Raw genomic sequence first — 13,454 nt, 5'->3', positions numbered from 1 at the left:
AAACTAATTGCTTCATAATGTTAATGATGAGGCCATCAGGCGTATCATGCCAATAGGTTGAGAAACATAGTATAAGTTTAAGATAATCCAATTAAAGAAGGAATATAAAGAGCTTATGGATAAATGTACTCAAGAAGAGTTATTGTATGTGATGGAGGAATGGTTAAGAAAACATTATCTTTCATAGGAGCTGTAGTTGTGAGAAAACAAAAAATTTTATTATGTATTTTATTAGGACTTTTAATGACGGTAGTGGCTTGCGATAAGCAAGAAGAGCCAGAATCGAAACCGGTTCATGTGAAAAACGAAAAGAAAAAAGAAAAGCATAAAGAACAGGAAGAATCCAAAGAAGAAAAAAGTATAAATTTAATGGACAAACAGTTGCTACTTTCTGCAACTCTTGGAGACACAGAAACAGCTATGAAGTTGATCCAAGATGGAGCGAATATAAATGTAGAAGGTGACAACGGAGAAACACCCGTCCTTGCAGCAACGTACCAAAATCATGTAGAGACAGTGAAAGCATTAATTGGTGCAGGTGCTAATATTGAAATTAAAGATGAGAAACATAGCAATCCACTTCTTTATGCAAGTAGAGAAGGATATACGGATATTGTAAAAGTATTAATTAATGCAGGAGTTAATACGAAAGAAACGACTAAGTCAGGTGGAACAGCACTTATTTCTGCATCTGAGCGTGGCCATGTAGAGGTCGTAAAAGAATTATTAGAGCATACAGATATTGATGTGAATTATACAAATGCTCGTGGTGGAACAGCTTTAGTAGAAGCAATCGTATTAGGAAATGGTAGTGAAAACCATAAGAAAGTAATTCAAATGCTTATTGACCACGGGGCAGATGTAAATATGGCCAATAAGGAAAATATTACGCCATTGCAATATGCTGAAAAAAGAGGTTTTAAAGATATTGCAAATATGTTGAGGGTAGCTGGAGCGAATGAAGTAGTACAGCCACAACCGCAACCGGTAGAATAACAAGTATGAAATAATCCCATTTAGATAGACAGAATGAAGAAGTCATTGAGTATGATGGATTCAGTAATGTGTATTTGAATGGGATTTTTGTTTGTAAAGAAAACCGTATCCTGAAAAAGGATACGGTTTTTTTACAAGGAGATAAGGGATCAAAAAAATGAAGAAGTCTTATCTCTTTTATATGAGTAAAGGATCTATAATGAATCTTTCCCTTTTCATTATTTGTTTAACTCCATTGCAACTTGTTTGCCATTTACGAAAACCTCTGCCACTGCTACCATAACTTCCATCACTTTTTTCATTTCTCATCTCTCCTTATTTTTTGTTTCATTTCTTACTTTTAGTATAAGGAAATATAGCAATTGCAACTATCGAATTGGATGACAAGAGACTTACATTGTTGTAAGGATAATCGTTGTATTTGTAATAAATGTGATTTTGAATATGAGTTCAAAGGATTCTGTTGTTTTGAAATATAATTAGAAAGAGAGTGCTTTAGAAAGAAGGGGATAATATGAAAAGAATTCTTGTTATTAGTGATATTCATGGAGAAATAGAAAAGTTCGAACAGTTACTGGAAGAAGCTCAATACGATGCAAAACAGGATCAATTAATTTTACTGGGAGATTATGTAGATCGTGGTCCAAATGCGCGTGCAGTAATTGAAAAAGTAAAAGAGTTAAAAGAAGATGGAGCCTTCGTTCTAAAGGGCAATCATGAAGATATGATGATTAAGGCGTTAACGACAGATGAGGAACGTTCATGGAACCATTGGGTAAAAAGGAATGGTGGAGATAAGACGTTATACAGCTATGGATTTGTAGAAGGAGATATTGTGGTTAATGAGGGGAATTTCCAAAAACCGATTTTACAATCTCGTGTATTAGATGAACATGTAAAGTTTATTCAAGAATTAGATCATCACATTGAAACAGAAGAATATATATTTGTACATGCTGGTGTTGAGCCATTGAAGCAGGTTTCGGAATGTGAACCATATACGTTAATGTGGATTCGTAATGAGTTTCATAGTGGGTATAGTGGTGAAAAGGTTGTTATATTTGGTCATACGGAAACAAAAACGCTTCATGGTAGTGAGAATTGTGGCGTATATTTTGGGAGTAATCGTATTATAGGAATTGATGGCGGTGCTGTATATGGCGGCCAGCTAAATTGTTTAGAATTGCCGAGCAAAAAGGTATACGTAGTAAAAAATTGAAAGAGATAAGAGGAATCTTATTTCTTTCAATTTTTTATTAAGCTAAATTTAAGGAAGAGCTTGTACAATAAGTCTTCCAAATTTTATGTCGAGAAAAACGTTAAAATGTAATTGTGAATAGAATTGAACAAAATGGTGGAAGGTGAGAATATGCGCTTACTTGTAGTAGAAGATAATGCTTCTCTATTAGAGTCCATCGTCCAAATTTTACGCGATGAATTTGAAGTAGATACAGCATTGAATGGAGAAGATGGATTATTTCTAGCGTTACAAAATATATATGATGCTATTTTGCTTGATGTGATGATGCCAGAGATGGACGGGTTTGAAGTGATTCAAAAAATACGAGATGAAAAGATTGAAACACCAGTCCTGTTTTTGACAGCGAGAGATTCTTTAGAAGATCGCGTGAAAGGGTTGGATTTTGGTGGTGATGACTATATTGTTAAGCCGTTTCAGGCTCCAGAATTAAAAGCAAGAATTCGTGCATTGTTACGACGAAGTGGTAGTCTAACAACAAAGCAGACCATTCGCTATAAAGGGATTGAACTGTTCGGAAAAGATAAAGATGTTCAAGTAGATGGACAAGGTATGAAGCTAACGTTAAAACAATATGAGCTTCTAGAGTACCTTGTTCAAAATAGCGGAAAGATTTTAATGCGTGAACAAATTTTTGATCGTGTTTGGGGATTTGATTCAGATACGACAGTAGCGATTGTAGAAGTGTATGTGCATCATTTACGTAAAAAACTAGAGCCATTCGGTTATCAGAAAGACATTCAAACCGTTCGAGGTATTGGATATATATTAAAAGAACAATGAAAAAGGGAAGTATGTTTCAGAAGACGCGCATTCGATTGACTATAATAAATTCGTTAGTATTTATCATTTTGATAGGCGTATTAGGCAGTATTATTTATTCGTACACGTATAAGCGTATTTATAATGAAGTAGATCAATCTATAAAAATGATAGCTCAGTATAGAGGGAAATTAGATGTTAAAGTACCACCAAGAAAGCGTATGGAGAATATTCAAATTGGAGATCCCCGGGTAACTGAAATAACCTGGAAGGGGGAAACAGTGGAAATAGTGGGTGATAACCGTAAATTCCGTGCTATTTTTGAAGAGAATTTGGAAAGGTTTTCGCCCAAAAAGTTAGAGACTTTGCAAGATATTGAAGTACAAGGCCGATATTTTAGAACATTATCCCTTCAAAAAAATGGAGAGATAGTTCAAATCGTACGAGATATAACAGCGGAAGAAGGCATGTTAAATACTTTATTTTTAATTCTCGTTATAGGCTGTAGCATAGGAAGTGTATGTGCAATCGGTATCGGCTTTTTCCTAGCTGGTAGGGCACTCGTACCCATTCAAAATTCATGGGAAAAACAGCAGCAATTCGTTTCTGATGCATCACATGAACTAAGGACACCGCTTGCAGTTATTCAATCAAAAACAGATGTTTTATTCCAGTCACCATCCGCTACGATAGAAGAAAAAGCGATGGATATTTCTACAATTTCAAAAGAATGTAGGAGGTTATCAAAGCTCGTTAGTAATTTATTATTGCTAGCACGTTCTGATTCTAATCAAATTGAGATGGATAAGAAAACATTTGAACTCGATAAATTGTTAGAAGAAATAGTAGCTCCATATAAGGAGATTGCTTCTTATCAAGAAAAAGAAATGATACTAAAAGTAGAACGTGGCGTATCTTTTATGGGTGATAGAGAGCGAATTCATCAAATGATGGTCATACTGTTAGATAATGCGATGAAGTATACGAACGAAGGCGGGCAGATTCAAATCAATTGCACGCAAACGAGTAGTTCAATTCGTATACAGGTGAAAGATGACGGGATAGGAGTGAAAGAAGAAGATATTCCGAAATTATTTGATCGTTTTTATCAAGGGGATAAAGCAAGAAGTACGTCAGAAGGAGCTGGATTAGGTCTTTCAATCGCAAATTGGATTGTAGAAAAACATTACGGAAAAATATCAGTAGAGAGCCAATTGGGAGAGGGTACTTGCTTTGAAGTGATTCTTCCTAAAAACCAAAGAATATAAGTGAGAAGACGATCTTGTTTTTACAAGGTCGTCTTTTTTTAAGGGAAAGTTAAGAAACTAGTTATAACATGTATTATATACAGAAATTTCGCCCTATAAAGAAGCGATTATAAAAAGGTGTTTGAGCAGATTATATCAATCAGAATGTTATTTCGATTATGTATAGTATTAAAAAATTTATGGGCATGATGGAAAAGAAGTTGTAAGAGGGAGGAATTAATTTTGAAAAAGAAAATGATGATGGTATTCACTATTGGAGTAATGAGTTTAAGTATATTAGGGGGTGCCTCTCCTTCTGAAACATCAAAAGGAAAGACAGATTACAAGCAGCGCAGCAAAGAACAATTAAACAATGGAAAGATACATGCTGTGCATACAGAAGAAAAGGCGGAGAATTTAGGGATTGAAACGGCAGGGAAAGAACAAATTACGCTAGAAAAAGAAATCCATGAGACGGAAGTAGGAAGGGAAGCAGAACAGTTAGGAATTTCGATTGAAGGAAAAGACGTTGGAACTCTTTCAGAAGAAATCTATGAAACGAAAATAAAGCAAGAAGCGTTAAAGCTAGGCATATCTATAGAGAATACAATGATTGTAAATTTAATTAATCAAATTAATACGATTAAAATTAACGATGAAGCGGATAAATTAGGCATTTCGACAAATGGAAAAGAAATAGAGGACATTGAGGAAGAAATCTATGGAACGAAAGTAAGAGAGGAAGCAGGGAAGTTAGGGATTTCCCAAAAAGGAAAAGAGATAGAAACGTTAGCACAAGAAGTGTATGAGCAAAAAGTACAGGAAGAAGCCAAAAAATATCATATTGATTTGTATGGTAAAGATATATATCAAGTATTAAAAGAAATTAATGAACAAAAAGTATTACAAATGGCAGATGAGCTTAATATGGATAAAACGAATATGAACGTTCAAGAATTAGCCGAAAAAATAAAAAAAGATCAGCCTGAAAAAGGAAAAGAACTAAATTTTGTACCGGTGATTCGCACGGATGCTGAGGCGTTTTATTCGTATTTAACGAACTAAAAAGGGCGTGAGAGTGATACGGAGATGGAAGTGGTATATATGTATGGCTTTACTAGCTATAGCAGTATGGAATGTATATACAAATGGAATTACAAAGTATGTGGAGAAGTTAACATTCTTCAATATACAAAGCGGAAAAGAAGCGGAGTTTAGTAAGGATGGTGAAAAGGTCATCTTATCAAATGTACCTTTCATTCAGCAATTACCAGAACTAGATAGAGGCTGCGAAGTAACGAGCTTAGCGATGATGTTACAATACGCAGGCATTACAGTGGATAAGATGAAATTAGCAAATGAAATAAAGAAAGTTGATTTTATGAACGATGGTGTACGTGGGAATCCAAATGAAGGATTTGTAGGAAATATTTATACCTTTTCTGAATCAGGATATGGTGTATATCATGGACCACTTTTTCAATTAGCGAAAAAGTATTTACCTAACAAAGCTGTGGACTTAACAGGGAAGAGTATAGAAGAACTTTATAAGAGTGTAAAATCAGGACAACCGGTAGTCATGATTACAAATGCAACATTTGCGCCATTAGATGAAGAGGAATTTACTACATGGGAAACAAATAGTGGAGATGTTTCTATTACGTATAATGAACATTGTGTTGTACTTGTTGGATATGATAAGGAATTTGTATATATTCGAGATCCTCTAAGTGACAGTTTAGATGTAAAAGTACCGAGAGAGAGTTTTGAAAAGGCCTGGATGCAAATGGGGAGTCAGGCGGTTAGTTATGTGAAAAGCAATTAGTAAGGAAAGGGATGTAAGGAATTGTAAGCGGAGTTTTTGTGGGGGCTTTTTGTTACGAAATAAGAGAACTTCAGCATATATAATAAGCTGAAGTTCTCTTATTTTTTATGCTTAAATCTTTAGAAGTAGTGAATATGTAAAAATGCATAATTGACAAAAAAATTACATGTTATCATTATATATTGTTTTATATATGTTACTTATATAAAATTACACAAGTATTCACATTACATAAAGGAGGCTTATTATGCAAAAAATATTTAACTGGGTTAAATGTATGAGTATCAAGAAAAAATTAATCATTTCATTTTTTCTAATTTTAACTATACCAGGACTTATTATCGGTGGTGTTTCATATCAAACTGCCAAAACAAATTTTGAACAACAAATCACAGGTAAAGCAAAGGAAAACATTTCAATTTTAAATACTGTTATTTCTCAAAATATAGAAGAGAAATTTGTTGATGCAGCATACTTTGCAGACATCTTAACAGAGGATACATATCCAAACGGACAAGAAGAAATAGTAAGAACGAAGTTAGCGCAATATATAAAACTTCATCCAGAAGTAGAAGGTATTTATATTGGAACGCAGACAGGAAAGTTTATAAGAGAACCATTTATCCAAATGGATGATGGGTATAATCCAACAGATAGATCTTGGTATAAAGAAGCACATGAAAATAAAGGGAAAGTAATTGTTACTGCACCATATCAATCAGCATCTACAAAAAATATGGTAGTGACAATTGCAAAAGAAGTAAAAGATGGTAAAGGTGTTATAGGAATTAACTTAAATCTAGATAACATCTTGAAAATTTCCAAAATGATTAACATTGGTGAAAAAGGTTATGCAGTTATTTTAGATCAAAATAAGCAAATTGTTAGTCATCCATCTAGAAAACCAGGTGCAAAAGTTACTGATCCTTGGATTAAACCGATTTATGAAGAAAAACAAGGAAATGTCTCTTATACAGAACAAGATGATAAAAAGAATTTAATCTTTGCAACAAATGAGAAAACGGGCTGGAAAGTAGTTGGAGTTATGTTTGATGAAGAAATTATCCAAGCTGCGAATCCAGTATTTTATAAGACTTTTATTGTTATTGCTATCGCTATTGTATTTGGTAGTGTATTAATTTATTTCATTACAAAGTCTATTACAAGACCATTAAGAAAAATAGCTGACTCGGCACATAAAATTAGTAAGGGAGATTTAACAGAGAAAATTACAATCCATTCCAAGGATGACATAGGGAAATTAGGGAATTCCTTTAATGAAATGTCTGCCTCTTTACAAGATGTGATTACTCAAATTAGTTTTTCAGCAGAACATGTCGCTGCATCGGCTGAAGAGTTAACAGCGAGCGTACAGCAAGCAAATGATGCGACAGACCAAATTACAATTGCAATGGAACAAGTATCAGGTGGGGCTGAATCACAAAGTCAAGGTGTTGAAGAAGGTGCGGCTACATTGCAACAAGTAAATACAGCAATTCAAGATGTAACTGGAAGTGCAGAGTCAATTTCTATTTCCTCATTACATGCGCGAGAAAGAGCCGAAGAGGGAGAAGATTTAGTTGAACAAACAGCAAAACAAATGCAGTCTATTTCTAGGTCGGTATCCGAGTCAGATGCTATTATTAAACTTCTTGATGAAAAATCAAAGCAAGTAGGAGCTATTTCTGAAGCAATCCAAAACATTGCTACTCAAACGAACTTATTAGCTTTAAATGCGGCTATTGAAGCAGCAAGAGCAGGTGAACAGGGACGAGGATTTGCTATTGTAGCAGATGAAGTTAGAAAATTAGCGGAGCAGTCCGGAGAATCATCTGGAGAGATTGCAAATTTAATTGCAGAAATTAAGGCTGATATTGAACATACTGTTAAGGCGATGGATAATGTGAATGGGGAAGTCCAACAAGGCCTTGATGTTGTAACAAAAACGAAAGTAAGTTTTACGGAAATTTTAAGTTCTACTACACATATTGTTTCTCAAGTGAATCAAATGGTAGAAACAACGAAGAGAATTGCTGGAGATGCAAATGAAGTGACAAATGCTATTGATGAAATTGCGGCGGCTGCAGAAGAAAATACAGCTAGTATGCAAAGTGTTGCTGCTTCAACAGAAGAACAAATGAATTCAATGGAAGAAATTAGTTCAGCTTCGCAAAATTTAGCTGAGATGGCCGAAGAACTACAAGCGATGACTAGTAAATTTAAAGTATAATAACAGCAGATAAGTAAGGTGAAAATAATATCACCTTACTTATTTTTCTATTCAGCAATTAGGGGAGTCATTAACGGGATGAAAAAAAGAAAAAGACTATGGAATTTATGGAAAACGATTACATTGTTAGTTTGTACAGTTGTAATTTTTTCTTTACTTGTGACAGATATATTAATTAGTCATAATGTAGAACGGACGACGGAGGATAGCCAAGCAGAGAAAGCAAAAACAATTGCACACATTGTGGCGAATGAGTCGATTGTAATCGATGGTTTAATTGGGAAAGCAGATGCTTCTGCAATCCAAACGTATACAAATAGAATATTAAAAAACACAGGTGTTCAATTTATTGTAGTTATGGACATGAATGGAATAAGAAAATCACATCCAAATCCTCAAAAAATAGGTCATCATTTTATTGGGGGAGATGAAGGGCCTGCATTGAAAGGAAAGGAACATGTATCGCTGGCAGAAGGAACTTTAGGTATTTCAATGCGAGTGTTTGTACCTGTATTTTCTGAAACAGGTGAACAGCTTGGAGCGGTGGCCGTTGGTATTTCAGCAGATAATGTAAAAGAGAGAGTTAAGGAAAGCAGACATATCATTTATATTGGAGTTGGAGTTGGAATACTAGTCGGAATTATAGGAGCAATATTACTAGCTAGACATATAAAGAAAAGTCTATTTGGTCTTGAACCTCACAGGATAGCGAAAATTCTCGAAGAAAGAAATACGATGTTACAATCTGTAAAGGAAGGTATTATTGCTGTAGATAAAGAGGCCAATGTAACTTTAATAAATAATGAGGCAAAACGATTGTTTAAGAAAAGTGGTCTTGAAGAAGATTTTATTGGTAAAGATGTTGAGTTGTATATGCCTAATTCACGTATAAAAGAAGTATTACAAACGGGAGAGGTACAATTAAACGAAGAACAAAATATTTATGGAATTACGATTGTGACGAATCGTGTTCCTTTATATGTAAAAGGAGAAATAGTTGGTGCGATTGCAACATTTCGTGATAAAACAGAGATTAGAAAATTAGCAGAAGAATTAACTGGTATTAGACTATATGCGGAGGCATTACGGGCACAATCGCATGAATTTATGAATAAAATGCATGTCGTATTAGGGCTTACACACATGAAGCAGTATGAAGAATTACAAAAGTATATAAGCGGTATGGTATCAGAGCATCAATATGAAATTGGTGGGATTATGAAAAGAATAAAAAGTCCAGTATTTGCTGGTTTTTTACTCGGGAAGCTTAGCTATGCTAGAGAGAAAAATATAAAATTAATCATAAGTGAAGATTCTTACATGCCAGAAATAGAGGATGAAAGTATTACTCATGAACTGATTACGATTGTCGGAAATTTAATTGATAATGCATTAGAGGCAGTGACGAATTGTGAAAAGAAGCAAGTTGAAGTTGAGATACAATATGGGGATACACTAATTATTACAGTACAAGATACGGGAAAAGGTATACCAGAAGAAGAAATAGGGGCATTATTTAAGAAAGGTTATTCCACAAAGGGGGATAACCGTGGTTATGGTTTGTATCTTGTAACAGAAAGTATACAGCGAATAAATGGGGAAATTTATGTGTATTCATTAGTAGGACAGGGAACAACGATAACAATTGAAATACCTAAAGGTAGGGATGAGAGGCAAATATGATTAAAGTTTTAATTGTAGAAGATGACCCGATGGTAGCAATGTTAAATACGCATTATTTAGAGCAAGTAGGAGGGTTTGAACTTGTTCAAGCAGTTAATTCGGTAAAATCGGCGATAGAAGTATTAGAGGAATCACGAGTAGATTTAGTATTACTTGATATTTTTATGCCTGAAGAGACTGGATTTGAGCTTTTAATGTATATTCGGAACCAAGAAAAAGAAATCGATATTATGATGATTTCAGCTGTACATGATATGGGGAGTATTAAAAAAGCATTACAATATGGCGTAGTAGATTATTTAATTAAGCCATTTACATTTGAACGATTTAAAGAGGCGTTAACTATATATCGAGAAAAACTTACTTTCATGAAAGAACAACAAAAAATTAGTCAATCGGAATTAGATTCGTTAATTTTGCAAAAAGAAAAAAGAGAACCTACTGTCACTAAAGAGCTTCCGAAAGGATTAACGAAGCAAACGATGCAATTAATTTGGCAGAAGATCGAGTCGCTAAATGGACAAGCGTTTACAACAGATGAAATGGCGCAATTAGTTGGTGTTTCAAGGGTTTCTATTCGAAAGTATGTAATGTTTTTGACCGAAATTGGAGTGTTAGAAAACGAAATGGTGTATCAACATGTAGGAAGACCAGTGAGTAAATTAAGATGTATTGACCAAAATAAAATAGAGTTTTACGTATAAGCGACTTATTATAAGTCGCTTATACTTTTTTTAATTACAAAATCAATTACAAAACTTACAAAAACTATTTTTACTATTGAAAGCGTTTTAATATTGTTATTAAGAAAACAAGGGGGTGCCATATGGGAATTCAAAAGAATGTGGAAGCGGTATCATTTTCTGGAGGAAATGAAGTACAAAGAGAATCTTTCGCTTCTAAAATTATGAATGTGAAAATCGGTGTTATACCTTTACCGTTATATGTAGTATTGGCTGCTATTATTTATGGGGCATCTGTATATAATAAATTGCCAGCAGATATGATTGGTGGATTTGCAGTTATTATGATCATGGGTATTTTCTTAGGAGACATTGGGATGAGAATTCCAATTTTAAAAAACATCGGTGGTCCAGCAATACTTTCGTTATTTATTCCATCATTACTTGTATTTTTTAACTGGATGAATCCAGCTTCAATGGAAGCTGCGACTATGTTAATGAAAAAATCGAACTTTTTATATTTATATATTTCTTGTTTAGTAGTCGGAAGTATTTTAGGAATGAATCGTAAAGTATTAGTGCAAGGTTTCGTTCGTATGTTTATACCTTTAGTGGTAGGGACGTTAGCTTCTGTAGTAGTAGGATTATTGGTCGGTTCACTATTTGGATTTGAAATGAAGCAAACATTCTTCTTTATCATCGTACCAATTGTGAGTGGTGGTATCGGGGAAGGGATTTTACCATTGTCGCTAGCTTATAGTGATATTTTAAATGAATCATCAGCAACATTTGTATCACAGCTTATTCCAGCGGCTATTATTGGAAATATGTTCGCTATCGTGAGTGCAGGGTATATGAAGCGTTTAGGTGAGAAGAAACCGGAGCTTAGTGGTAACGGTGTATTAGTAAAAACAGACAATCAAGCCGAGTTATTAAAAGAACAAAATACAGAGAAGCCAATTGACTTCTCATTAATGGGAGCGGGTTTATTAATTGCGTGTACATTCTTCATCTTCGGAGGATTTGCTTCTAAGTTCATCGGTATTCCTGGGGCAATCATTATGATCTTCTCGGCAGCACTTGTGAAATACTTTAAATTAATGCCAGCAAAAATGGAGCAAGGAGCATTCCATCTATATAAATTCATTTCGAAGAATTTAACTTGGCCTTTAATGGTTGGACTAGGATTACTATATATTCCGCTAAAAGACGTAGCAGCAGTTCTTTCAGTAGGATATGTTGTCGTGTGCGCATCAGTTGTTCTTACAATGGTAGCATCAGGTTTTCTTGTAGGGAAAGTGATGAAAATGTATCCGGTTGAATCAGCAATTGTAACTGGATGTCATAGTGGTTTAGGTGGAACGGGAGATGTTGCAATTTTATCAGCTTCAAATCGTATGGAATTAATGCCATTCGCGCAAATTTCAACACGTTTAGGCGGGGCAGCAATGGTTGTAACAGCGACAATTTTATTAAAAATGTTTTCATGATCAAACAAGCTAGCTATATTCATATAGCTAGCTTGTCAAATTAAGGGGAGATTATAAGTATGTTAGAAAATCAAATTAATGAAAGATCATTGTTATTGCATAAAGAATTAGTAGGAAAAATTGAAATTACAAGTAAAGTAGAAGTAAATTCAGCGGATGATCTAAGTCTGACATATACACCAGGTGTAGCGGAGTCTTGCAAAGCAATTGCAGCAGATGAAGACACAGTGTATGACTATACAGCACGCGGTAATATGGTGGCAGTTGTCTCAGATGGAACAGCGGTACTTGGTTTAGGGAACATTGGACCGAAAGCAGCTATGCCTGTTATGGAAGGGAAGAGTATTTTATTTAAGAAATTTGCGAATGTAGATGCTTTCCCGTTATGTTTAGGTACGACTGATGTGGATGAAATCGTTACCCTTGTGAAAAATTTAGAGCCTACGTTTGCAGGAATTAACCTAGAAGATATTGCGGCACCACGTTGTTTTGAAATTGAAAAGCGATTAAAAGCAGAAACAAATATTCCTGTATTCCATGATGATCAACATGGAACCGCTATTGTCGTCTTAGCAGCTGTTATTAATGCATTAAAAGTTGTTAGCAAACAAATGGATCATGTGAAAATTGTTATTAACGGTGCTGGTTCGGCAGGAATTGCAATTGGAAAATTATTATTAAAGGCTGGTGCAAAGCACATTACGTTAGTTAGTTTAGAAGGTATTGTTTGTGAAGGTGAAGCATGGATGAACGAAGCGCAAATTGAGGTTTCAAAAAAGACAAATCGAGAACATGTACGTGGAACGTTAAAAGAAGCGATTTATCAAGCTGATATTTTTATCGGTGTATCTGCTCCTAATGTACTAACGGAAGAGCTTGTAAAGACGATGAATGAGAAAGCAATTGTGTTTGCTATGGCGAATCCAATTCCAGAAATCTTCCCAGAGGATGCATTAAAGGCTGGGGCAGCTGTAGTAGGAACCGGGCGCTCGGATTATGCGAATCAAGTAAATAATGTATTGGCGTTCCCAGGAATATTCCGCGGTGCGTTAGATGTGCGCGCGACTGATATTACAGAAGAAATGAAATTAGCGGCAGCGTATGGGATCGCTAACATCATTACGGACGAAGAACGTAATGCGAATTATGTAATCCCAAATCCATTAGATAAAAGAGTTGTTCCAAGTGTTGCTGAAGCTGTGGCGAAGGCAGCTATTGATTCAGGCGTGGCGCAAATTACGAAAATACCAAGTTATTAATAGCTAAAAGCAGTGCCTAAA

General features: G+C 34.8%; 11 protein-coding genes and 1 pseudogene. All 12 read left to right on the top strand.

From position 1 onward, the window contains the following. The first annotated feature begins 123 nt into the window (after window positions 1-123). The 12 genes and pseudogenes from AC2CGR_RS25585 (at window position 124) to AC2CGR_RS25530 (ending at window position 13,433) form a co-directional block, all read left to right on the top strand. Window positions 124-996, top strand: coding sequence for an ankyrin repeat domain-containing protein (locus AC2CGR_RS25585; protein WP_102990409.1), 873 nt, complete (start codon window positions 124-126; stop codon window positions 994-996). A gap of 514 nt (window positions 997-1,510) precedes the next feature. After that, on the top strand, window positions 1,511-2,215 hold the full coding sequence (locus tag AC2CGR_RS25580) for a metallophosphoesterase family protein (protein WP_087967136.1): 705 nt from the start codon (window positions 1,511-1,513) through the stop codon (window positions 2,213-2,215). A 150-nt stretch (window positions 2,216-2,365) separates the two neighbouring features. Beyond that, window positions 2,366-3,037, top strand: coding sequence for a response regulator transcription factor (locus AC2CGR_RS25575; protein WP_087967134.1), 672 nt, complete (start codon window positions 2,366-2,368; stop codon window positions 3,035-3,037). A gap of 11 nt (window positions 3,038-3,048) precedes the next feature. Beyond that, window positions 3,049-4,284: a sensor histidine kinase gene (locus tag AC2CGR_RS25570; RefSeq protein ID WP_131101359.1), complete on the top strand. Its 1,236-nt coding sequence runs from the start codon at window positions 3,049-3,051 to the stop codon at window positions 4,282-4,284. 222 nt (window positions 4,285-4,506) lie between these two features. Beyond that, a complete protein-coding gene (locus AC2CGR_RS25565) occupies window positions 4,507-5,328 on the top strand; it encodes a transporter (protein ID WP_087967131.1) in 822 nt (273 codons plus the stop codon). A 13-nt stretch (window positions 5,329-5,341) separates the two neighbouring features. Then, window positions 5,342-6,088 carry a C39 family peptidase gene (locus AC2CGR_RS25560; RefSeq protein ID WP_131101362.1) on the top strand — a complete coding sequence of 249 codons (747 nt, stop codon included), beginning with the start codon at window positions 5,342-5,344 and terminating at the stop codon, window positions 6,086-6,088. A 247-nt stretch (window positions 6,089-6,335) separates the two neighbouring features. Continuing rightward, window positions 6,336-7,379 (top strand): annotated as a pseudogene (locus tag AC2CGR_RS25555) (HAMP domain-containing protein); the annotation flags it as partial. Further along, window positions 7,371-8,318, top strand: a complete 948-nt coding sequence (locus tag AC2CGR_RS25550; protein ID WP_442868810.1) for a methyl-accepting chemotaxis protein — start codon at window positions 7,371-7,373, stop codon at window positions 8,316-8,318. The pseudogene AC2CGR_RS25555 and the gene AC2CGR_RS25550, both read left to right, overlap by 9 nt. Before the next feature lie 78 nt (window positions 8,319-8,396). Beyond that, on the top strand, window positions 8,397-10,001 hold the full coding sequence (locus tag AC2CGR_RS25545; protein WP_087967126.1) for a sensor histidine kinase: 1,605 nt from the start codon (window positions 8,397-8,399) through the stop codon (window positions 9,999-10,001). Further along, window positions 9,998-10,705: a response regulator gene (locus AC2CGR_RS25540; protein WP_087967123.1), complete on the top strand. Its 708-nt coding sequence runs from the start codon at window positions 9,998-10,000 to the stop codon at window positions 10,703-10,705. Before AC2CGR_RS25545 ends, AC2CGR_RS25540 begins: the two co-directional genes overlap by 4 nt. A 122-nt stretch (window positions 10,706-10,827) precedes the next feature. Continuing rightward, on the top strand, window positions 10,828-12,174 hold the full coding sequence (locus AC2CGR_RS25535; protein WP_074540599.1) for a 2-hydroxycarboxylate transporter family protein: 1,347 nt from the start codon (window positions 10,828-10,830) through the stop codon (window positions 12,172-12,174). A gap of 59 nt (window positions 12,175-12,233) precedes the next feature. Continuing rightward, window positions 12,234-13,433, top strand: a complete 1,200-nt coding sequence (locus AC2CGR_RS25530; RefSeq protein WP_087967121.1) for an NAD(P)-dependent malic enzyme — start codon at window positions 12,234-12,236, stop codon at window positions 13,431-13,433. The last annotated feature ends 21 nt before the right edge of the window (window positions 13,434-13,454 follow it).

This window comes from Bacillus sp. LSHTCR4, from assembly GCF_057197025.1.
The sequence above is the reverse complement of the archived record's forward strand: the minus strand, read 5'-3'. Positions and strand labels throughout refer to the sequence as shown.

Coding starts and splice junctions, on each gene's coding strand:
- AC2CGR_RS25575 (WP_087967134.1), top strand. CDS start 2,366: ATGCGCTTACTTGTAGTAGAAGATAATGCTTCTCTATTAGAGTCCATC.
- AC2CGR_RS25540 (WP_087967123.1), top strand. CDS start 9,998: ATGATTAAAGTTTTAATTGTAGAAGATGACCCGATGGTAGCAATGTTA.
- AC2CGR_RS25580 (WP_087967136.1), top strand. CDS start 1,511: ATGAAAAGAATTCTTGTTATTAGTGATATTCATGGAGAAATAGAAAAG.
- AC2CGR_RS25585 (WP_102990409.1), top strand. CDS start 124: ATGTACTCAAGAAGAGTTATTGTATGTGATGGAGGAATGGTTAAGAAA.
- AC2CGR_RS25530 (WP_087967121.1), top strand. CDS start 12,234: ATGTTAGAAAATCAAATTAATGAAAGATCATTGTTATTGCATAAAGAA.
- AC2CGR_RS25545 (WP_087967126.1), top strand. CDS start 8,397: ATGAAAAAAAGAAAAAGACTATGGAATTTATGGAAAACGATTACATTG.
- AC2CGR_RS25570 (WP_131101359.1), top strand. CDS start 3,049: ATGTTTCAGAAGACGCGCATTCGATTGACTATAATAAATTCGTTAGTA.
- AC2CGR_RS25550 (WP_442868810.1), top strand. CDS start 7,371: ATGTCTGCCTCTTTACAAGATGTGATTACTCAAATTAGTTTTTCAGCA.
- AC2CGR_RS25535 (WP_074540599.1), top strand. CDS start 10,828: ATGGGAATTCAAAAGAATGTGGAAGCGGTATCATTTTCTGGAGGAAAT.